This window comes from Promicromonospora sp. NPDC110617 (assembly GCF_055598465.1).
Map to the genome: position 1 here is coordinate 39,426 of NZ_JBVKBM010000003.1, position 21,166 is coordinate 60,591.

Annotated in this window: 16 protein-coding genes; 10 read left to right on the plus strand and 6 right to left on the minus strand. The window is 73.5% G+C overall.

Going from position 1 to position 21,166, the window contains the following annotated elements:
* Window positions 1-7: 7 nt before the first annotated feature.
* Both ACZ7LE_RS17875 and ACZ7LE_RS17880 read right to left on the minus strand, forming a co-directional pair.
* Window positions 8-1,033, minus strand: a complete 1,026-nt coding sequence (locus tag ACZ7LE_RS17875) for an L-idonate 5-dehydrogenase (protein ID WP_470404604.1) — start codon at window positions 1,031-1,033, stop codon at window positions 8-10.
* Window positions 1,030-2,415, minus strand: a complete 1,386-nt coding sequence (locus ACZ7LE_RS17880) for an MFS transporter (protein WP_470405311.1) — start codon at window positions 2,413-2,415, stop codon at window positions 1,030-1,032. The genes ACZ7LE_RS17875 and ACZ7LE_RS17880 overlap by 4 nt, the downstream gene beginning before the upstream one ends.
* Window positions 2,416-2,582: 167 nt before the next feature.
* On the opposite strand from ACZ7LE_RS17880, the gene ACZ7LE_RS17885 reads away from it, so the two are divergent.
* The 8 genes from ACZ7LE_RS17885 (at window position 2,583) to ACZ7LE_RS17920 (ending at window position 10,196) form a co-directional block, all read left to right on the plus strand.
* Window positions 2,583-3,293, plus strand: coding sequence for a GntR family transcriptional regulator (locus ACZ7LE_RS17885; RefSeq protein WP_470404605.1), 711 nt, complete (start codon window positions 2,583-2,585; stop codon window positions 3,291-3,293).
* Window positions 3,294-3,431: 138 nt separating this feature from the next.
* The gene (locus tag ACZ7LE_RS17890; RefSeq protein ID WP_470404606.1) at window positions 3,432-4,127 is read left to right on the plus strand and encodes an ABC transporter ATP-binding protein; all 696 of its coding nucleotides are present in this window, start codon (window positions 3,432-3,434) and stop codon (window positions 4,125-4,127) included.
* Complete coding sequence (locus ACZ7LE_RS17895; protein WP_470404607.1) at window positions 4,124-5,407, plus strand: ABC transporter permease; 1,284 nt, start codon at window positions 4,124-4,126, stop codon at window positions 5,405-5,407. The genes ACZ7LE_RS17890 and ACZ7LE_RS17895 overlap by 4 nt, the downstream gene beginning before the upstream one ends.
* A gap of 101 nt (window positions 5,408-5,508) precedes the next feature.
* Window positions 5,509-6,231 (plus strand): ZIP family metal transporter, encoded by a 723-nt coding sequence (locus ACZ7LE_RS17900; protein ID WP_470404608.1) that lies wholly within the window; start codon window positions 5,509-5,511, stop codon window positions 6,229-6,231.
* Window positions 6,232-6,336: 105 nt separating this feature from the next.
* Window positions 6,337-7,836 (plus strand): arylsulfatase, encoded by a 1,500-nt coding sequence (locus ACZ7LE_RS17905; RefSeq protein WP_470404609.1) that lies wholly within the window; start codon window positions 6,337-6,339, stop codon window positions 7,834-7,836.
* Window positions 7,833-8,852: a formylglycine-generating enzyme family protein gene (locus ACZ7LE_RS17910; protein ID WP_470404610.1), complete on the plus strand. Its 1,020-nt coding sequence runs from the start codon at window positions 7,833-7,835 to the stop codon at window positions 8,850-8,852. The genes ACZ7LE_RS17905 and ACZ7LE_RS17910 overlap by 4 nt, the downstream gene beginning before the upstream one ends.
* Complete coding sequence (locus tag ACZ7LE_RS17915) at window positions 8,849-9,757, plus strand: haloacid dehalogenase-like hydrolase (protein WP_470404611.1); 909 nt, start codon at window positions 8,849-8,851, stop codon at window positions 9,755-9,757. The genes ACZ7LE_RS17910 and ACZ7LE_RS17915 overlap by 4 nt, the downstream gene beginning before the upstream one ends.
* Before the next feature lie 31 nt (window positions 9,758-9,788).
* On the plus strand, window positions 9,789-10,196 hold the full coding sequence (locus tag ACZ7LE_RS17920; RefSeq protein WP_470404612.1) for a hypothetical protein: 408 nt from the start codon (window positions 9,789-9,791) through the stop codon (window positions 10,194-10,196).
* Window positions 10,197-10,235: 39 nt separating this feature from the next.
* Here the strand turns inward: ACZ7LE_RS17920 and ACZ7LE_RS17925 are convergent, their stop codons facing one another.
* From ACZ7LE_RS17925 to ACZ7LE_RS17940, 4 genes are all read right to left on the minus strand, one after another.
* Window positions 10,236-13,028, minus strand: a complete 2,793-nt coding sequence (locus ACZ7LE_RS17925) for a response regulator transcription factor (RefSeq protein ID WP_470404613.1) — start codon at window positions 13,026-13,028, stop codon at window positions 10,236-10,238.
* A 234-nt stretch (window positions 13,029-13,262) separates the two neighbouring features.
* Window positions 13,263-13,721 carry a DUF7144 family membrane protein gene (locus ACZ7LE_RS17930; RefSeq protein WP_377233379.1) on the minus strand — a complete coding sequence of 153 codons (459 nt, stop codon included), beginning with the start codon at window positions 13,719-13,721 and terminating at the stop codon, window positions 13,263-13,265.
* Window positions 13,718-14,239: a DUF1269 domain-containing protein gene (locus ACZ7LE_RS17935; RefSeq protein ID WP_470404614.1), complete on the minus strand. Its 522-nt coding sequence runs from the start codon at window positions 14,237-14,239 to the stop codon at window positions 13,718-13,720. The genes ACZ7LE_RS17930 and ACZ7LE_RS17935 overlap by 4 nt, the downstream gene beginning before the upstream one ends.
* Before the next feature lie 91 nt (window positions 14,240-14,330).
* Window positions 14,331-14,900, minus strand: coding sequence for a hypothetical protein (locus tag ACZ7LE_RS17940; protein ID WP_470404615.1), 570 nt, complete (start codon window positions 14,898-14,900; stop codon window positions 14,331-14,333).
* A 265-nt stretch (window positions 14,901-15,165) separates the two neighbouring features.
* Between ACZ7LE_RS17940 and ACZ7LE_RS17945 the strand changes: the two genes are divergently transcribed.
* Both ACZ7LE_RS17945 and ACZ7LE_RS17950 read left to right on the plus strand, forming a co-directional pair.
* Complete coding sequence (locus tag ACZ7LE_RS17945) at window positions 15,166-19,518, plus strand: MSCRAMM family protein (RefSeq protein WP_470404616.1); 4,353 nt, start codon at window positions 15,166-15,168, stop codon at window positions 19,516-19,518.
* Window positions 19,519-19,633: 115 nt separating this feature from the next.
* The gene (locus ACZ7LE_RS17950; RefSeq protein WP_470404617.1) at window positions 19,634-21,139 is read left to right on the plus strand and encodes a BadF/BadG/BcrA/BcrD ATPase family protein; all 1,506 of its coding nucleotides are present in this window, start codon (window positions 19,634-19,636) and stop codon (window positions 21,137-21,139) included.
* The last annotated feature ends 27 nt before the right edge of the window (window positions 21,140-21,166 follow it).

The window sequence follows — 21,166 nt, forward strand, 5'->3', positions numbered from 1 at the left end:
CGGCTGGTCAGCCCTGCGCCAGCCGGATCAGCACCTTGCTGCTGTCCCGCCCCGCGGCGGCGGCCAGCGCCGCGCCGGCGTCCTCGATGCCGAAGCGGTGCGTGATCACGCCGGACACGTCGAGCCCGTCGCGCAGCGCGTCGAGCGCGTCGCTGATCTCCTCGACGAACCGGTAGGCCCCGATCCACGTGATCTCGCGGGTCACGAGGTCGCCGAGCGCGGCGGGCGCCGCCGTGCCGGGCAGGTTGCCGACCTGCACGAGGGTGCCGCCGCGGGCCGTGGCCCGCAGCACGCCGCCGAGCGCCGCCGGGGCGCCGGAGGCCTCGAAGACGAGCTCGCTGTCGGGCGGCAGCACGTCGCCGCCCGCCACGTTGAGCACGTGGTCGGCGCCGAGCTCCTTGGCCACGGCCAGGGAGGCGTCGGAGACGTCGGCCGCGGTGACGGAGGCGGCGCCGGCGTGCTTGGCGGCGGCCACGACCAGGCATCCGATGGGGCCCGCGCCGTTGACCACCACGTCGCGCCCGGTGACGGCGCCGGCCCGGCGTACCGCGTGCATCGCCACGGCGAGCGGCTCGGCCAGCGCGCCCAGCTCGGTGCCGACGCCGTCGGGCAGACGGCGGAGCTGTGCCGCGGGGACGGCCCGCAGCTCGCTGAACCCGCCGTCGGTCGGGGGATCGAAGGCAGCCGACCCGAAGTACCGGACCTGCGAGTGCAGGTTGGTGCGCCCGGCCAGCCGGTCGGGCAGCACGGACCCGGCGGTGGCCTGGGCGGGGTGCACCGTGACCGCCGTGCCCGGCGTCCAGCCGGTGACGCCGGGGCCGCTCGCGACCACGTGCCCGGCCACCTCGTGGCCCAGCACGAGCGGGTCGCGCAGCACGGCCGTGCCGGAGGCGCCGTTCCGCCAGTAGGCGACGTCGGACCCGCACACGCCGCCCCACTCCATGGCGACGACGACCTCGCCGGGCCCGGCCACGGGGTCGGGGCGCTCCTCGACCCGCAGGTCGCCGGCGCCGTGGACGACGACGGCCCTCATGCCGCGTCCTCGAGCTGGACCAGGTCGCGGCCCTGGGTCTCCGGGGAGAGGCGCGCCGCCACCAGGGTGATCGTCGAGTAGACGATGAGCATCGCCGCGATGGGCCACCAGCTCCCGGTCGCCGCGGTCAGCGACGCGGCGATGACCGGCCCGATCGCGGTGGCGAGGATGCCGCCGATCTCCTTGGACAGGGCGAGCTGCGTGAACCGGGTTCGGGCGCCGAACAGCTCCGCCATCGTCACGCTCTCCAGGGCGAACAGGCCCAGCACGCCGAGGTTGAGGCCGGCGATCATCCCGAACAGCAGGGCGGCGGTGCTGCCGCTGGTGATGAGCAGCATCATCGGGAACGCGAACGCGATGGTCAGCAGCGACAGCGCGGTGTAGATGGCGCGCCGGCCGAACCGGTCGCCGAGCATGCCGACCAGCGGCACGGTCACGAAGCCCGCGATGGAGCCCCACATGATGGCCTCGGTGGGCAGGGCCCGGTCCATGGCGAGGCTGGTGGCGATGTAGCCCACCAGGAAGGTCTGCACCAGGCCGGAGTTGCCGGCCTGGCCGAACCGCAGGGCCAGGGCCAGGAAGAACGCCTTGCCCTTGCGCTGGGCGAGGGCGGCCTCCAGCACGGGTGCGGCCTCGGCCTCCTTGACCTCGGCGCGGGTCAGGGCCACGCCGTCGACGACGTCGGGCCGGGCCTCGAAGACCGGGCTCTCCTTGACGTTCCGGCGGATCCAGACGGCGAAGATCATCAGCACGAAGCTGAGCAGGAACGGCAGCCGCCAGCCCCAGGACAGGAGCTGCTCCTCGCTGAGCACGACCAGCAGCAGGGCCCACAGGGCGGAGGCCGCCAGGGTGCCGGAGTTGGTGCCGAGCGAGACCAGCGAGGCGACCAGGCCGCGCCGCTTGACGGGCGCGTACTCGGCGAGCATCACGGTGGCGCCCGCGATCTCGGCGCCGGCGCCGAAGCCCTGGATGAGCCGCAGCGCGACCAGGAGGATCGGTGCGGCGATCCCGATCGTCTGGTAGGTCGGCAGCACGCCGATCAGCGTGGTGGACACGCCCATGAGCGCGATGGTCAGGAACAGCACCTTGCGGCGGCCGATCCGGTCGCCCATCCGCCCGAAGTAGACGGCGCCCGCGAGCCGCGCGACGTACCCCACGCCGTAGGTGGCCATCGCGGCGATCAGCGCGATGGCGGGGCTGACGCCGGGGAAGAAGATCTGGTTGAAGACGATCGCGGCCGCCAGCGAGTAGAGCTGGAAGTCCATGAACTCCATGGCCGTGCCGAGCCAGCCGGACACGGCGGCCCGGGTCAGGTCCTTGGTCGACCGGGTGACGGCGTTGCCCGGCGAGCTGCCCGGTGAGGTGTTGCCCGGTGAGGTCATAGCGGTGTCCGCCATGGGAGGTGCTCCTTGACTTCTCTGACTGACGTCGTTGTCCGAACGGCTGCGACGGCCGATGTGTGGCAGGGCTTGTATGTAAGCAGCGTCCACAAGTCTGTGTCAACCGTCGCCGGCGCGGGATCCGGCGTCGTCTCGTCTAGACTCCGGGCATGGGGCAAGCCTCGACCCGATCGAACCGGAGCGTCGTCTACGAGACGCTGCGGCGCAAGGTGCTCACGCTGGAGCTCGCGCCGGGGGCCTCCCTGTCGGAGAACGAGCTGGCCGCGTCCCTCGGCGTGAGCCGCACGCCGGTGCGCGAGTCCCTGATCCTGCTCGGGGAGGAGGGCCTGGTCCGGGTCTTCCCCAAGGTCGGGTCCTTCGTCTCCCGGGTCGACGCCGAACGCGTCGCGGACGCGCAGTTCCTCCGCGAGGCGGTCGAGCTGGCCGCCTTCGACGACATCCCGGAGACCCTCGACCCCGACCTGCTCGCGGAGCTCCGGGCCAACCTGGAGCAGCAGCGCGAGCCCGGGCTCGACATCGAGACGTTCTTCGCGCTCGACGAGGCGTTCCACCACGGCCTGCTCCGGCTGAGCGGGCACGGCAGGGCCTGGTCGACGGTCGTGGCCGCCAAGGGACACCTCGACCGCGCGCGACGCCTCGGCCTGCACGAGACGAACGGCGTCGGCCGGTTCGTGGACGAGCACCATGCCATCCTCGACGCCGTGGTCGCCGGCGACATCTCCAGCGCCCGCGCCAGCCTCCGGGCGCACCTGCGCGCCGTCTTCGACGACATCGAGAAGACCCGGCAGCGCTCGCCCGAGCTGTTCGCCGCGGACGACGGGACCGTGCCCGTGCGCCGCAGCATCGCCGTCTGGGAGTAGCGCTCCGCCGCGCTCCGGCGACCCCACGTACTACCAGGGGGGTACACAGGAGTCATCCCTGGGACGATTCGCGCGCGCCCGCCGTGGACCAGAGTCGGTCACGTCAACATCTCCGGCACCACGAGAGAGGCGGCCGACGTGGCCTCCCCATTGATCTCCGTCCATGACCTGCGCAAGACCTACGGGTCCGGCCCCGGCGCCTTCGAGGCGCTCAAGGGCCTCGACCTGGACATCGCCCCCGGTGAGTCCCTGGCGATCGTCGGCAAGAGCGGCTCGGGCAAGTCGACCCTGATGCACCTGCTCGCCCTGCTCGACCGGCCCACCTCCGGCACCATCACCCTGGACGGCGCCGACACGTCGCGGCTGTCCGCGCGGCAGCTCAACCACACCCGCAACAGCGCCTTCGGGTTCGTCTTCCAGCAGTTCTTCCTCAACGCCCAGGCCAGCGTGCTGGACAACGTGACGCTCCCGCTCAAGATCGCCGGGGTGCCGCGCCGCGAACGCACCGCCCGCGGCCTGGCGGCGCTGGCGCAGCTCGAGCTCGACGACAAGGCGGGCAACCGGGCCAACGACCTGTCCGGCGGGCAGAAGCAGCGCGTGGTCATCGCCCGGGCGCTGATCAACGAGCCGCGCGTGATCTTCGCCGACGAGCCGACCGGCAACCTGGACACCGCCACGGGCGCCGTCGTGGAGGACATCCTCTTCGACCTGAACCGGCGTCGGGGCATCAACCTGGTGGTCGTCACGCACGACGAGGAGCTCGCCTCCCGCTGCGACCGCAGCGTCCACGTCCGCGACGGCCGCGTGGCCGCGCACGCGGAGGTGGCGGCATGAGGGCGCTCGACGTCGTCACGACGGCGTTCCGCAACGCGTTCCGGTCCCGGCTGCGCACCAGCCTGACCGTCCTGGCGATCTTCATCGGCGCGTTCACGCTGTCGGTGACCAACGGCCTGGGCACCGGCATCAACCGGTACATCGACGACACGGTGGCGTCGGTGGGCGTCGACGACGTCATGACCGTCACCGCGACGAACGAGGACGCCCCCGCCGACGGCGGCCCCGCCGAGTACGACCCCGACCAGATCGCGGTCGAGGGGCCGCCGGGGGCCACGGCGACCGCCCTGACCGACCACGACATCGACACGATCGCCGGCATCGACGGTGTGCTGTCCGTCGAGCCGGTCAAGAACGTGACGACCGACTACGTCCAGCACGACGGCGGCGACAAGCTCCAGCTCTCCCTCTCCCAGTTCGTGCCGGGGATGAAGGTCGAGCTCGCGTCCGGCACCCAGGTCGACCTCGACGCCGCCGACCCGCAGGTCGTGCTGCCCGAGAGCTACCTGGACCCGCTGGGCCTGGGCAGCGCGGCCGACGCCGTCGGGCAGACCGTGGTGCTGGCCGTCACCGACGGCACGGGCACGCAGGTGACCACCGAGGCGGACGTCGTCGGCATCGCCGAGCCGGGCGTGATCAGCATGGCCGGGGCGATCCCGAACGACACCCTCGCGGAGACGCTCTACGACCTGCAGACCACGGGGGCGCCGGCGGCGGAGACCACGCGGTACGCCCAGGCGTCCGTCTCGTTCGACGCCGCGGCGGGCGACGAGGCGACCCAGGCCCTGAAAGACCGGCTGGAGGACGCCGGCTACACCGCCAGCACGCTGGAGGACCAGCTCGGCACGATCACCTCCGTGATCGACGCCATCGTGCTCGTGCTCAACGGGTTCGCGGTGATCGCCCTGGTCGCGGCCGCGATCGGCATCGTCAACACCCTCTTCATGGCGGTCCAGGAGCGCACCCGCGAGGTGGGGCTCATGAAGGCGATGGGCCTGTCCAGCCCGCGCGTCTTCGCCCTGTTCAGCATCGAGGCGGTCGTCATCGGCCTGGTCGGCAGCGCCCTGGGTGTGCTCGCGGCGATCGGGGTCGGGCAGCTCGTGGGCGGGATCTCCGGGGACCTCCTGGCGAACCTGCCGGGGCTCACGCTCATCGCCTTCGACCCGGTGACGGTCGCGGCCGTGGTGCTGGGGGTCATGGCCATCGCGTTCCTCGCCGGCACGCTGCCCGCGCTGCGGGCCGCGCGGCAGGACCCGATCTCCTCGCTGCGTTACGAGTGAGCGACCGGACGCCCCTTCGCCGCGCGGCGGAGGAGGCGTCCGGCTACTTTGCAGTGCATGAACCTGTGGGACGACGGCGGCGTCCTGACCGGCCCGGCCCGATGCTCGTAGCCGCGCTGTGGGGCGCGGTCGGTGCGGCGGCCCTGGTCGTCGGCGCCCTCGTCGCCTACGCCGGGGCGCCGAGCCGCCGGTTCATCGCGGTCGTCATGGCGCTCGGCGCCGGCCTGCTCATCGGGTCGGTCTCCTTCGAGCTGGTCGACGAGGCGGTCAAGACCGCGTCGGTCGGCCTCGTGGGGCTGCTCACGCTGCTGGGCGCCGCCACGTTCACCGTCGGGGACTGGTGGCTGGGGCGCAAGGGCGGCGGCGGGCGCAAGGACGCGGACGGGGCCCAGGCGGACGGGAACCCGCTCGCCATCGTCTTCGGCTCGGTCCTCGACGGCGTCCCGGAGTCGTTCGTGCTGGGCCTGACGGTGCTCCAGGGTGACGTCAGCGTCGCCCTGCTGGCGGGCATCGTCCTGAGCAACTTCCCCGAGGGCCTGTCGTCCTCCAGCGGGCTGCGCGCCACGGGCTGGGCGCGGTCGCGGGTGCTGTGGATGTGGTCCGTCGTCGTGCTGGTCTCCGCGGTGAGCGCCGCGCTCGGCTTCCTGCTGCTCGACCCGGCCACCGGGCGCACGGGGGCGGCCGCACAGGGCTTCGCGGCGGGCGCGCTCCTCGCGATGGTCTCGAACACGCTCCTGCCCGAGTCGTACAAGGTGGAGGGCGTGGCGACCGGGTCGCTGGTGGCGATCGGTTTCGCCGTCTCCCTCATGATGTCCGCGCTCTGACGTAGCTCACCCGTTCTGGGGGAGCCCAGCCGTCGGCGGCGCGGCGAGCATGGAGGTCGCCCCGAGCCTCGCGGCGTGCACACCGACGACCCTCAAGGAGCCATCGTGGCCGAGAAGCCGAACATCCTGGTCATCTGGGGTGACGACATCGGGATCACCAACGTCAGTGCCTACTCCGACGGCGTGATGGGCTATCGGACCCCGAACATCGACCGGATCGCCGCCGAGGGCGCGCGCTTCACCGACTACTACGGCGAGCAGAGCTGCACCGCCGGCCGCGCCGCGTTCATCACCGGGCAGAACCCCTACCGGACCGGGCTCACGAAGGTCGGCATGCCCGGCGCCAAGGTCGGGCTCCAGGCCGAGGACCCCACGATCGCCACGGCGCTCAAGGACCAGGGGTATGCCACCGGCCAGTTCGGCAAGAACCACCTCGGGGACCGCGACGAGCACCTGCCGACCAGACACGGCTTCGACGAGTTCTTCGGCAACCTCTACCACCTCAACGCCGAGGAGGAGCCGGAGCTGGACGACTACCCGAGGCCGGAGGACTTCCCGGACTTCCGCGAGCGGTTCGGCCCGCGCGGTGTGCTGCACTGCTGGGCGAACGGGGACGGCACGCAGCGCATCGAGGACACCGGCCCGCTCACGCGCAAGCGCATGGAGACCGTCGACGAGGAGTTCCGCGACGCGGCGGTCGGCTTCATGCGCGACAAGGCGCGCGCCGACCAGCCGTTCTTCCTGTGGTTCAACTCGACCCACATGCACTTCCGCACCCACGGCAAGCCCGAGAGCAAGGGCCGTGCCGGGCGGTGGCAGTCGGAGTACCACGACACGATGCTCGACCACGACGACGTCGTCGGGAGCCTGCTGGACGAGCTCGACGCGCTCGGCATCGCCGACAACACGATCGTCATCTACTCCACCGACAACGGCCCGCACATGAACAGCTGGCCCGACGCCGGGATGACCCCCTTCCGCAACGAGAAGAACTCGAACTGGGAGGGCGCCTACCGTGTGCCGGCGATGGTGCGCTGGCCGGGCCACGTCGAACCGGGCACGCTGCTCAACGGGCTCTTCAGCCACAACGACTGGTTCGTCACCCTGCTCGCGGCCGTGGGGGAGCCCGACATCGCGGGCAGGCTGCGCGAGGGGACCGACCTGGCCGGTACCCGGTACAAGGTGCACCTGGACGGGTTCGACCAGCTCGCCTACCTGACCGGCGCCGCCGAGGAGTCGCCGCGCAACCACTTCTTCTACGTGTCCGACGACGGCGACCTGACCGCCCTGCGGTTCGACAACTGGAAGATGGTGTTCCTGGAGCAGCGCGCGGCCGGCACCCTCGACATCTGGCTGGAGCCCTACGTCGAGCTGCGGGCCCCGAAGATCTTCAACCTGCGGACCGACCCGTTCGAACGCGCGGACATCACGTCCAACACCTACTTCGACTGGATGCTGGACCACATCTGGCTGGCGGTGCCCGCACAGGCGTACGTGGCCCGGATGCTGGAGACGCTGGCCGAGTTCCCCGCCCGCCAGGAGCCGGCGTCGTTCAGCATCGACCAGGTCCTCGCCAAGCTCAAGGCGGGTGCGCCGAGCGCATGACGGCGTACACCGACCACCCACGTGCCGGCACGCCGGGCGCCGACGCGCCGGACGCCGTCCGGCTCGACGGCGGGCTGTTCCGCATGGGCTCCGACGACCACTACCCCGAGGAGGCGCCGGCCCATCCCGTGCGCGTCGACGGGTTCCGGATCGACCGGTACGCCGTCACGAACGAGCGGTTCGACGCCTTCGTCGCGGCCACCGGCTACGTGACGGTGGCCGAGCGACCGCTGGACCCCGCGCTGTACCCCGGCGCCCCGGCCGAGAACCTCGCGCCCGGGTCCATGGTGTTCACCCCGACGCCCGGCCCGGTGGACCTGCGCCACCTCAGCCAGTGGTGGGCCTGGGTTCCCGGGGCCTCGTGGCGCCGGCCTGAGGGCCCCGGGTCCGGCATCGAGGACCGCGGCGACCACCCGGTGGTCCAGGTCGCCCACGAGGACGCCGCCGCCTACGCGGCCTGGGCCGGGGCGGACCTGCCCACGGAGGCCCAGTGGGAGTTCGCCGCCCGCGGCGGGCTCGACGGCGCCGGCTTCACCTGGGGCGACGAGGCCCGGCCCGGCGGTCAGGTCCTGGCGAACACGTGGGACGGCCCCGACTTCCCGTGGCGGTCCACCGGCGGGTCCGGTTTCACGCGGACGGCCCCGGTGGGGTCCTTCCCGCCCAACGGGTACGGCCTGTTCGACATGGCGGGGAACGTCTGGGAGTGGACGGCGGACTGGTGGACCGACCGCCACCCCGACGCGGCGCCCGACGCCTGCTGCGCACCGGTGAATCCCCGGGGCGGCGACGCCGCCGCCAGCCTGGACCGGCACCAGCCGCAGTTCGCCGTGCCGCGCAAGGTGATCAAGGGCGGCTCCTTCCTCTGCGCCGACACCTACTGCCGGCGCTACCGGCCCGCCGCCCGCCGGCCCCAGGCGGTCGACACCGGGATGAGCCACGTCGGGTTCCGCTGCGTGGTGGCCGGCGCCGCGGCCGTCCCGCCGTCCCGGGCCACGCTCCTGGAGGTGCTTCCGTGACCGGCGACCAGCTCCCGTCGTGGCGGCCCGGGCGCACCCGGGACACCCTGCTCGGTTTCCTCGACGACGCCGTCACGATCCCGCCCGAGGACCGCGTCGCCTATTTCGACAACGACGGCACGCTGTGGTGCGAACGGCCCACGTACGTGCAGTACGAGTTCTACGTCGACGCGCTGCGGCGGCGGGTGGAGGAGGACCCGTCGCTCGCGGGGGAGGCCGAGTTCCGTGCCGTGCTCGCGGGCGACAGCGCCGCCGTCGGCGAGATCGGGCTGGCCCGCGTGGCGCTCGCCCTGGCGGGCCTCTTCCAGGGGCTCGACCCGCAGGCGTTCACGCGCGAGGTGCGCGAGTTCCTCCGCACCGGCGCCCACCCGACCCTGGGCCGGCCGCTGAGCGCGGTCCGGTACGGGCCGATGCTCGAGCTCCTCGACGCCCTGCGGGCCCTCGACTTCACGGTCGGCGTGGTGACGGGCGGCGGCACCGAGTTCGTGCGTTCGGTCAGCCAGGACCTGTACGGCGTGCCGCCCGAGCGGGTGGTCGGCACCATGATCGCGTACGAGCTCGGGCAGGACGCGCACGGCCGCCCCGCGCTGCGGCGCACCGCCCGCGTGCTGGGCGACGTCAACGAGGGTGCCGCCAAGGTGACCAACATCCAGGCCCAGCTCGGCAGGGCGCCGGTGTTCGCGGCCGGGAACTCCGCCGGGGACCACGAGCTCCTGGAGTGGGCGGCGGCCGCGGACGGGCCGCACCTGTCCCTGCTGGTGGACCACGACGACCCCGAGCGGGAGTTCGCCTACGCCAGCCAGGCGCAGACCTTCGAGGCGACGGAGCCCGTCACGGAGACGGCCGACCGGCTCGGCTGGACGACCGTCAGCATGAAGGACGACTGGGCGGTCGTGTTCCCGTGAGCAGTGTTCCGGCGAGCAGAGAGGTACGGACATGAGACGGACAGCAGGAATCCTGGTCGGGCTGATGCTCCTGGGGACGGCCGCGTGCTCCGGCGGCGACACGCCGGAGCAGAACACCGAGCAGGCGTGCGGCGCGGCCGACGACCTCACGGCGGCACTGGACGACTTCCGCTCCACGCTGACACCCGACGCCACGGTCGACGAGGTCCGCGCCGCGCGGGACGACCTGAGCGACGCGTGGCAGGAGTTCGACACCGCGGCGTCCGACGTCGTCGCGGACCGCTCCGAGGAGCTCGACGAGGCGTGGGACGGCCTCCAGAAGGCCGTTGACGACGTCGCGGGCGAGGCGACGGTCTCGGGTGCGATCGACACGCTCCGCGACGAGTGGCAGGGCGTCAAGGACGCCAAGGACGACGTGGTGTCCGAGCTCGACTGCTGAGACGCTCCGGAGGGCGGCGTCGTCACTGCGGCGGCGTCGTCACAGCAGGTGGAAGCTCCGCGCGATCTTCAGCGCCTCGCTGCGGCGGGATGCCGCGAGCTTGGTGTACAGGCTGGACACGTGCGTCTTGACGGTGTTCTCCGAGACGAACAGCGCGGCGGCGATGTCGGCGTACGTCGCGCCGCGGGCCAGCTCGTTGAGCACCTCCCGCTCGCGCGGGCTCAGGGCCGGCGGGACGAGGGCCCGGCTCACCTCGTCCAGCTCGCGGGGCGTCGCGGTCATCGAGGCGTAGAGCACCGTCACGTCGGGTCGTTCGGCCGCGGTGGTGGCGAGCTCCTGCACCCAGGACCCGGCCGGGCGTTCGACCAGTCGGCGCAGCAGCGTCGCGACGGGCGTGCCCTGGCGCGTCCAGCCGAGGAAGGGCGCGGCGTTCCGGCGGGCCTCGGTGACGGAGATCGCCTCGGCCAGCCGGTCCTCCGAGCCCGACGGGTCGCCCAGCGCGTCCAGGAGCTGGGCCTCGCACGCCAGCGCGAGCGCACGGGTGGGCGGCTGCGAGTAGGCGGCGTCCGCGGCGGCGGCCTCGAACGCGACCGCCGCGCCCCGGCGGTCGCCCTCGCGGTCGGCGCGCAGCCCCTGGAGGAGCGCCGCCTCGCCCACGGCGCCGAGCGCGTCGAGCGCGCCGTGGAGCGACTTGAGCGTCTCCCGGTCGCTCGCGAGCACCGCCACGAAGGCCTGCTCCACGAGCAGCGCCACCCGCAGGTGCTCCGGGAGCTGGTCGTCGGTCAGGCGCTGGCTCTCCCGCGGGGTGGTGAGGATCCGCTGGGCCTCGACCACGTCGCCGGCCAGGACGGCCTGGCGGGCCTCCCAGATGCGGAACCAGAAGCGGGTGCACAGGTCGGCGCCGTGCCAGTCGGCGCCCGTGACCTGCGCCTCGACCGGGCCGGTGGGCGAGGGCACGTCGAGCAGGCGCGCGAGCGGCCGGGCGAGCCGGGCGCGCGCGGCGACGAACGGGAGCGTGCGTGCCCCGGGCGCGTCGGCGGCGACGAGCACCTCCCCGGCCAGCTCGACGCAGGCGTTCTCGCGGCCGCGCATGTACTGGGTGAAGGCGAGGTGGCTCAGGGCGAGCACCCCGAGCGGCCCGAGGCCCTGGCTGCGGGACAGGCTGACGGCGAGGGTGAGGCTGGTCTCGGCCTCGGTCAGCTCGCCGAGCCAGTTCTGCGTCACACCCAGCTCGGCCGCCAGGACGGGCAGCACGTCGGCGTTCGCCTCGCGCACGGCGGGCCGGGTCTGGGACGCGACCACCACCCGCTTGGCGTGGCCGACGGCGGCGTAGGCGGGCTCGAGCCCGAGCGCCACCCGCCACAGCCGTACGCAGGCGACCGCCGCGTCCAGGCCTTCCGGCCCGCCCGCCAGCCAGGACGGCGACCACCGCCGCTGGGCGGCCAGCAGCCGGTCGCCCCAGTGCCGCGCCCCCTCCAGGTCGTCCCGGATCCAGCAGTCGAGGGCGATGGCGAACCAGATGTCCGGCCGGCGGTCCACGATCTCGGGCTGTGCCCGGACGAACTCGCCCACCTCGTCGTGCTCGCACTGGTTCAGCACCATGCGCACGCCGTCCTGGGCCAGCACGTCGGCGGCCTCGGTGGGCGCCCCGACCCGGACGAGCCGCGCGAACGCCCTGGTGAGGTTGCCGCGCGCCATGTCGAGCCGGACGGCCCGGATCACGGTGGCGCGGGCGCGCACGGCGTCGACGCCGCCCACGGCGAGCTGCCGCTGGACCACGTCCGCCAGGAGCGGGTGGACCCGGAAGCCGCCCTCGGCGGGCGTGTCCTCACCCGGGCCGGGGTCGCACCCGCGGTCCGCGCGCATCACCAGCAGGCCGGTGTCCTCCAGCTCGGCGAGGATCTCGCCCGCGTGCTGGTCGTGGGACAGGTGGGCCGCCGCGGCCACCGTGACCACGCCGTCGCCGGCGATGCACAGCAGGAGGTGCCGTTGGCGCGGGGTCAGGGTGCTGAACACCTCGCCCGCCACGCGTGTGGCCATCGGCGTGACGTCGTGCGCCAGGTGGCGGGCCACGGCCGCCGGGTCGGGCGCCGCGCTCAGGTCGCGCGCCGCCAGCACGGCGGCGGCACACCAGCCGTCGGCGTGCCGGGCCACGGCGTCGAGCACCTGCCGGTCCTCGGTGCGGGCGTGCTTCGAGACGAGCTCGGCGCCCTCGGCGTCGCTCAACCGCAGCAGGTCGCCGCGCAGGAGCGTGAAGTTGCCGAGCAGCTCCGGGACGAGCCGGGTCAGCGGCAGCACCCAGTGGCTCAGCAGCAGAAGCCGCATGCCCTCCGGAGCGTTGTTGAGCCGCTCGTCGATGCGCCGCAGGGCCGAGGGCGGCAGCAGGTGGGCGTCGTCGACGACGACCAGGCGTGGTGGCTCGCCGGGCGCCCCCTCGCCGGCCTCGCGCTCGGCGGGCCCGTCCGGGCCGTCGAGCGCGGCGTCGATCCGCTCGGGGGTCCAGGTCCCGTCGGCGCGCACCCAGACGGCGTGCGCGGCGTGCGCCGGGGCCGCGTTCCGCAGCCAGCCGGTCACGCCGAGGGTCTTGCCGGCGCCTGCCGGGGCGACCAGCAGCGTCACGGCGCCCTCGGTCGCGGCGTCGAGCCGCTGCCACAGGCGCAGCCGTGGGACGTAGACGCGGGGCAGGCGGGGCAGGAGGTCGTCGTCAGCCGGCAGGCGGGACGTGCCGCCCGGGGCCGGTGTGCCGGCCGGGTAGCCGGCCCGTGCCGTGCGGGGCGCACGGGGTGCGCGGGTTCCGCCGTGGCGGACGACGGGGCTGGGGTTGGCGCGCATTCCGCGAAATCCTCACTCGACGGTGAAGTGGCGGCCGCCCCCTGGCCGCCGGCCGGTGACGGGGGAACCCCACCGGCCAGGAATTCACGTCTTCCCGCACCTCCGGAATACCCGGTCAGGAATGCCGCGCCGGAACGCCGCACCAGGAATCGGTCACACGCTTACCTGCAATCATGCGCGCCCTTCTTCGCCCATGCCTGCGCACGGGGTGGTTTCACCCCGTGCGCAGGGTGTTCAGTCGCCGCGTGCGACCAGGGTGGACAACGCCCAGATCACGAACACGTCGAAGGCGATGATCACCAGGCTCCACACGGGGTAATAGGGGATGAACGCGAAGTTCGCGAGGGCCGACAGGGCGGCCAGGACGATACCTGCGACGTACGCCCAGGTCTGCCCCGCGAGCACCCCGATACCGGTGGCGAGCGCGATGGCCCCCACGACGATGTGGATCCAGCCCCAGGTCGAGACGTCGAGCTGGAACACGTACTCGGCGCCCGTGACGTACACCGTGCCCGCGGCGGTCGCGGCGATCCCCTGCAGGATCTGGAACACGGAGACCATGATGAGCATGACCCCGGCGAACGCCGAGGTGGTCAGGGCGACGGTGCTCGTCTGCCCGTAGTCGGTGGAGCTCACGCGGCCGCTCGGGTAGGTTCCCGGGATCGGCTCGGAGCCGGATGCTGCGCTGGTCATGACTTCTCCTCGTCGGTAGGTCGCTCGTCGCCGAAGACCTCGCGGAGCGCGGCCTCCTGCTCGGCGTCGAGGTTGGTGAAGATGAGCTCGGGCGCCTCCTGCCCGGCGAACGCGTCCTGGATCTTCTCGACGACGGCGTCCGAGGACAGGATGAACAGCGCGGAGGTCCCCGGCGTGATCTTGTCCCGGACCCGGTTGATGAAGCCGTCGTCGATCCCCACGTCCGTGAGGGCGCCGCTCAGGGCGCCCGTGGCGGCGCCGATGGCCGCGCCGAGCAGGGGGACGAAGAACAGGAGGCCGAAGAGCATCCCCCAGAAGGCGCCGCCGAGGGCCCCCGCCCCGGCCAGCGACGAGAGCTGATGGGTCCGGGGCTTCTTGGCTCCCGTGTCCCACCGCACGGTCGCGGCGTCGTGGATCGTGACGAGCCGCTCCTTGGCGAGCCGCTGGATCGACTTCGCCGCCTCGTCCGCGCCGTCGGCGGTCTTGAACTTCCAGGCGGTGAGCGTGGACTGGGACATCGAGGACTCCTAGGTGCTCGCGCGGATGGCCTGACGCTGCCACTCCACCGCGCCAGCGGGCACCGGGCCTCACCCGTTCCCGGTGAACCTCCTACCGGTCGGCCTTGCGGTCGGCCTTCCGCGCCGTGGTGCGCTTCTGCACCTGGCTGCCGATCACGGCGAGCACCACCCAGAGCGCCAGCATGAGGACGACCTCGCCGCCGCTCTGCGGTTTCCACAGCTCGCCCGCGTCGGTCCAGAGCCGGCCGACGCCGGACACCACGAGCGCCGCGCCGGCCACCGCGGTGCCCCAGACCAGGAACCGGCGTTGCAGCCGGCGGGCCAGGAACGCGCACAGCAGGGCGACGGCCGGGACCACGATCAGGGCGAGCAGCACGTCGGCGGTACCGCCCTGCACCAGCACGAAGAGCCTGGCCCCGATCAGCGCGCCGACGCACAGGCCGCAGACGAAGAACAGCAGCCGGGCCGCCACGAGCGTGAGCAGGAACGCCAGCACCGCGCCGGCGACGCTCACGAGCAGGGTGGTGGCCGTGTCGGCGCCCAGCGCCTCGGAGAGCATCCACGACACGCCGAACCCGGCGGCGAGGACGGCGAGGCGCACGGACAGCGACCCCGCGAGCAGCAGGACCAGCCCGACCAGGGTGATGGCGAGGGCGGACATCACGGGCCCCCGGGATCGGTCGGCCGACGGCGGTGGGTGCGCACCGTCCTATCGTCGGGTGGCCGTGCGCCTGCCGGATCACCCTGTTCGGGTGACGCCCGGTGCGGTGGTTCGCCGAGCATGGGATTCCGTCCTGCGAAATTCGCCCGCGTCCCGGTGGTCGGCTCGTGGCTCGGTTCGTAGCGTCAAAGGCGCCCGCGCACCGACCCCGCGTGGGAGAGAGGGAGGCACCGGTGCCCAGTGCGAACCCTGCGGCGGCCCGCGCGTGACCGGCGGACGCCGCTTCGTGGCGGCGCTGGCCGCCGCGACGCTGGCGGGCGCCGTCGTCGTCCCCGTGGTGCTGGCGCCTCCGGCGACGGCCGCGACGTTGGAGCCGTCAGGCCTGCAGACCGGGATGGCGGTCGACGGGACCACGGCTCCCGCCGCACCGCCGGAGACGTTCAACTGGGGCGACTTCCTCACCGGCGTGCAGCCGGACGGCAGCTTCACCTTCACGCCCACGGGCCCGTACGTCACGGAGCAGGGCAACAGCTCCACCGGCGTCGTGCAGGGCAGCTTCGGCTGGGACAACGGCACGCTGGCCGCGTCCTGCAACGCCAACCCCGACCAGACGGGGGCTCCGCCGAGCCAGAGCCCGGCCACCAACCCGTGGCGTCCCGGCCCGTCGAACCCCAACGCCAAGGGCGACCTCTGCTCGACGGGGTACGGGGTCGAGACCGTCACGGACGCGGCGGGCGAGCGCCACACGATCCTCTACGGGTACTGGACGCGGTACGTCGGCGCGGGCGAGGTGAGCATCTTCCAGGACCTGGAGGGGCCGGAACCGGGCCGGTGCGACGACGTGCTGCTGGAGTTCGACTACGCCTCGTCGGGCACGACGGCCACCGTCGAGCGGTGGGTCCCGGCCTCGGGTGACGGTTGCGCGGACCCCGTGGGCCCCGGGACGTGGACGCCGCAGCCCGGCACGGCCGACATCGACTGGTCGGTGGGGGTGCGGACCGAGGGCCCGCCCCTGACCAACCAGCCCCAGGAGACGTTCGGCGAGTTCGCGATCGACCTGACGTCCGCCGGGCTGTTCTCGCCCGAGGAGTGCGCCACCTTCCAGGTCTCGGAGATGTTCACGCGGACGGGCAACTCCCCGAACGCGAACATCCAGGACTTCGCCGACCACGGGCCGGACGGCCTGAGCGTCTCGAACTGCGGCGCCCTGACCGTGACGAAGGAGACGGCGCCCGAGGCGGCCGACACCGGGGACGCGTTCGGGTTCAGCGTGACCAGCGACACGGGGCCGGTGCGGCCCGGACCGCCGCCGGAGGAGACCGTGACCGGCAGCGTCGCGGGCGGCGAGACCGTGACGTACCCCGACGTGCTGGCGGGCGGCGCGTACTCGGTCGCGGAGACCGACATCCCGCCGCCCTGGACGCTCGAGTCGCTCGTGTGCACCGCCGTGCCGCCGTCGGGCGGGCCCCCGCAGCAGTACGTGCTCGACGACCCGGCGGACCGGTTCCCGGTCACCCCGCTGAGCACGACGGACTGCGTGATCAGCAACTCGGCCGCGGTGGTGACCGTCACCAAGCAGACGGTGGCCGACGGCGCCGCGGGGGACTTCACGTTCGACGTCACCGGGCAGGACCCGGTGACGCTGGGGGACGGCGAGAGCGTGTCCTTCCCGGTCCCCGCGGGCGAGCCGGTGACGATCGCGGAGGCCGAGGCCGACGGGTGGCTGCCCCCGGACATCGAGTGCACGGCCGGGGCCACGCCCGAGGAGCGCTCGGTGACCGTGGTGCCCGTGGCCGGGCAGGAGATCGGGTGCACCTTCACCAACACGCAGCTCGGCACCGTGATCGTCTCCAAGGAGGCGCACGGCGTCGACGGGCGCACGTTCGACTTCGCGAGCGACATCCCGGGCGGCGAGGCGTTCTCGATCGAGGTCGAGCAGGGCGACGGGACGCTCTACGAGCAGGTCGTCACGGACGTCCCGGCCGGCACCTACACGATCGAGGAGCTGACCGACGCCGCCGACCCGCCGACGGTCCTGGCCGACCTCGCGTGCACCTACGGCGGTTCCGACAACTCGGGCGACCCGGCGACGCGGACCATCGACCTCACGGTGCTGCCCGGCGAGACCGTCCGCTGCTTCTTCACCAACACCCTGCCGGGCTCGATCACGGTGATCAAGCGGACGGTCCCGGTCGAGTACGACCAGGAGTTCGACTTCGTCCTCGACCCGCCCGACGGCGGACCTGAGCCGTTCACCCTGAACGGGAACTCGGAGCCGCCCAACGTCGCGCTGCGGACGTTCCTGGGCCTGGACGAGGGCGTGCACACCATCACGGAGCCGGCCGACGAGCCCGGCTGGGCGTTGTCGGACCTGGAGTGCAACGACGACTTCTGGACACCGACGGCGGACGGCCGCGGCGTCGACGTCGACCTGCCGGCTGGCGGCGTCATCGTCTGCTTCTTCACCAACACGGCCGATCCCGCCGCGGTGTCGCTCACCAAGACGGTCTCCGGCGCCGGCCCGGACCTGGCGTGGTCGTTCGACGTCGAGCTGGTGGCACCGGACGGGACCGTCGTCTCCCGGTCGGCGACCTCCGGCTCGCCGACGGTCGAGTGGGCGGACCTGGTCCCGGGCACGCAGTACACCCTGCGCGAGGCCGGGACGACGCCGGACGGCTGGACCCGGGGCGAGGTCACGTGCACCGGGCTGACCGACCAGAGCCCGGCGGCGGGCTTCCAGCTCGTGGCGACGCCGGGCCAGGCACTGAGCTGCGCGGTGGAGAACACGGTGGCGCCGTCGTCCGTCAGCGTGTCCAAGGTGGCCACGGGGATCGGCACCGACCTGCCGTGGGAGTTCGAGCTGAGCATCGACCCCCTGCCGGCGGGTCAGGTCTCGCCGCTGACGGTCGCGGGCACCGGGCAGGGCGGCGAGACCGTGACGTGGTCGGGGCTGCTGCCGGGGCAGGCGTACTCGATCACCGAGGCGCAGGTCCCGGGGTGGACCGGCGACTTCGAGTGCACGGGCATCACGGACACCGCCCCGGGGACCCCTGGCGTGCAGTTCGTCGCGCCCGTCGGCGTGGAGGCGACCTGCGGAGCCTTCAACACCGCCGTGCAGGGCAGCGGCACGCTCACCAAGACGGCCGTGGGCGGTGACGGGCAGTTCGAGCTCGTCCTGACCGACCTCGACGGGGCGGTGGACCCGGTGGTGGTGCCCGTGACGTCGGAGGGCGGAACGGTGACCGTCGACCTTCCGCAGATCGTCCCGGGCGTGCGGTACTCGCTGGTCGAGTCCGACGCCGACGGCTGGATCGAGGGGGCGCTGACCTGCACGATCACCCCTGCGGACGGCGGGGAGCCGTTCGTGCTCGACGACCTGGGCGACTTCTCGGTCAACCCGGGGGACGTGGGCGACTGCACGGTGGAGAACGTCCGGACGGGCACGATCGTCGTGGCGAAGGCGGTCACCGAGGGGGACGGCGAGTTCGACTTCACGGGTGACTGGCTGGATCCGCCGGAGTTCTCGGTCGCGACCGAGGACGGCGTCGGGACGCGGACGTTCCCGGACGTGGATCCCGGCTCGTACACCGTGACGGAGGAGCCGCAGGACGGGTTCGGGACGACCGACCTGACCTGCGTGGACGGCGACCCGGACGGGGAGCCCTCGGACGCGGACGGCCCGACCGGGTCGATCGCGCTGGACCCCGGCGAGACGGTGACCTGCACCTACACCAATGCACCCTGGGGCATGCTGCTGGTGGACAAGCAGACGAGCCCGGCGGGCTCGCCGCAGGAGTTCGGCTTCTCCTGGGGGCCGGACGGCGGGCCCCAGGAGCCGTTCGTGCTGACCGACGCGGACGAGCCGTTCGTGACCGGGCCGGTGGAACCGGGGGCGTACCAGGTCGCCGAGGACCCGGTGCCCGGCTGGACGCTGACGGGCATCACGTGCACGGGTGCGGCCGGTGAGGTCGCGGTCGAGATCCCGGCGGTCACGGTCGACGTCGGACTGGGCGAGACCGTGCTGTGCACGTTCGCCAACGCCGCAGAGGCCGGCAGCCTCACCGCACGGAAGACGGTCTCCGGCGCGGACGCCGGCGCCTCCTGGATGTTCGACCTGGTGCTGACCGGGCCCGATGGTCCCGACCCCGTCACGGTGACCGACCAGGAGCCCGCGGCGAGCTGGCCGGACCTGGCGCCCGGCGCGTCCTACAGCCTGACGGAGCCGGACCCCGGCGCCGGGTGGACGGTAGAGCTGACCTGCACCGGGGCCGACGACGAGGACCCGGCTGCCGACGGGTTCCAGTTCACCGCGACGGCCGGGCTCGTGCTCTCGTGCGAGGTGGTCAACACCGTGGAGGGGCCGACGCCCACGCCGACCCCGACGCCGACGCCGACGCCGACGCCGACCCCGACGCCGAGCACGCCGGAGCCGACTCCTGCGCCTCCGCCGGGTCCTGGGCCGGACGGGCCGCCCGGACCAGGCGCCGCGCCCGGGTCCGACGACGGCGACCTCGCGGCGACGGGCACCGACGTGGCGGGTCTGCTGGCGGCCGCGACGGTGTTCCTGGTGCTGGGATCCGCGCTCCTGGTCGGGATGCGTGTCCGCCGCGCACGCTGACCGGGGACGATGCCGCGCCGTATGACAGCCGACACATGCGGAATGCGGCATCCCGGGTGAATATGTGCCGGTGCCGATTGTGACTGTGGAGCAGGGTGGGGCAAAGGGCCTCGAAGTGGACGCTCGGGTGGTAGGCGTGGACATCGGCGGCACGGGTTCCCGCCTCCGGTTCAGCTCCGGGCGGGGCGGCGTGTCCTACGAGGTCACGGGGCCGCCGGCGACGATGGTCGGCGGACGGTCGACCGTGCCCGAGGTGGTGCGCGAGCTGTGCCGCGGCTTCGCCGCCCGGTTCGGCGGGCGTCCGCGCGTGTCGGCGGCCGCCGTCGGGATGCGCGGGTTCCGGTCGATGACCCAGTCCGGGACGCTGGACCCCAACCGGGTGCACGACATCCTGTCCGAGGAGCTGCGGACCACCTCGACGGCGGTCTCGAGCGACGCGGTCACGGCGCACCTGGGTGCCATCGGCACGGGGTCGGGTGCCACGCTGGCCGTCGGCACTGGTGCGGTGGCCGTGGCCTGCGACGACGTCGGCCGCTGGCACCTCGCCGACGGGATGGGGCCCCATGTCGGCGACAACGGCGGCGGCGCCTGGATCGGGCGGCGCGGCCTGGACGCCGCCGCGCGGTCGATGGACGGCCGCCGCATGGGCGCGTCGCCGGGCCTGGTCCGGGCCGCCGAGGAGCACTTCGGGCGGCGGGAGCGGTGGGCGTCCGTCAACGACGTGTCGCTGTTCGCCGGGTTCGCACCCCAGGTCATCACGGCGGCGGACTACGGCGACCTGGCGTGCCGCGAGATCCTCGACGAGGCCGCCCGCTCCCTGGCGGACGGGTTGTGCGCGGTGCTGAGCCACCCCGGCGTCGTGCCGGTGGCGGTCACCACGGGAAAGCTGCTGATGCACGCGCCGACGCTGCGGGCGATGGTCGTCCAGCACCTCCTGGAGAAGCGGGACGACGTGCGTGTGCAGCCCAGCGCCGGCCTGCCGCTCGACGGCGCGCTGGCCCTGGCGCGCATGCTGGCCGCGCACCCGAACGTCGTCCAGGAGCACGTGCCGTTGCTGGCGGTCCGGATCGGCGCGGCGCCCCGGCCCGACGATTCCGTCACGCTGCCGCGGGTGGTCCTGCCCGCCGTGCGGCCGTTGCGTGCGGCCACGGCGCCCACCGCCTGGGCGGTCGAGGTCCGGTCGGACTACGAGTGGTCGGCGGAGCAGGCGCCGCAGGACGGCCTGGCCCCGTCGTCCCCGGCAGCCCTGTCGCCCCTGTCGTCGCGGACGTCCCCGGCCTCGGTGGCCGCCACGGCCTCCGTGACCGACGCCGTGGTGCCGCTCACGGGGGAGCGGCTCGTGGTCGGCCGTGCCTCGCGCAGTCGCGGCGTGGTGCCGGACATCGTGTGCGAGGACACCGGCGTCTCGCGTCGGCACTGCGAGATCGCCTGGTCGGAGGGCGGCTGGAGCGTAATCGACCTCGGGTCGGCCAACGGGACGTATGTCGCCGCGCGGGGTGACGCGCTGCCCACCGAACCCCTGCGCCCGGGGGAGCGCCGCTGGCTGGCCGACGGCGACCGCATCTATGTGGGCGGCTCGACCTGCCTCACGGCGCGCGCCGTGACCGCCAGCGTGCGCTGAGCCCGCCGGCCGCCGGCCGTCGGCGGC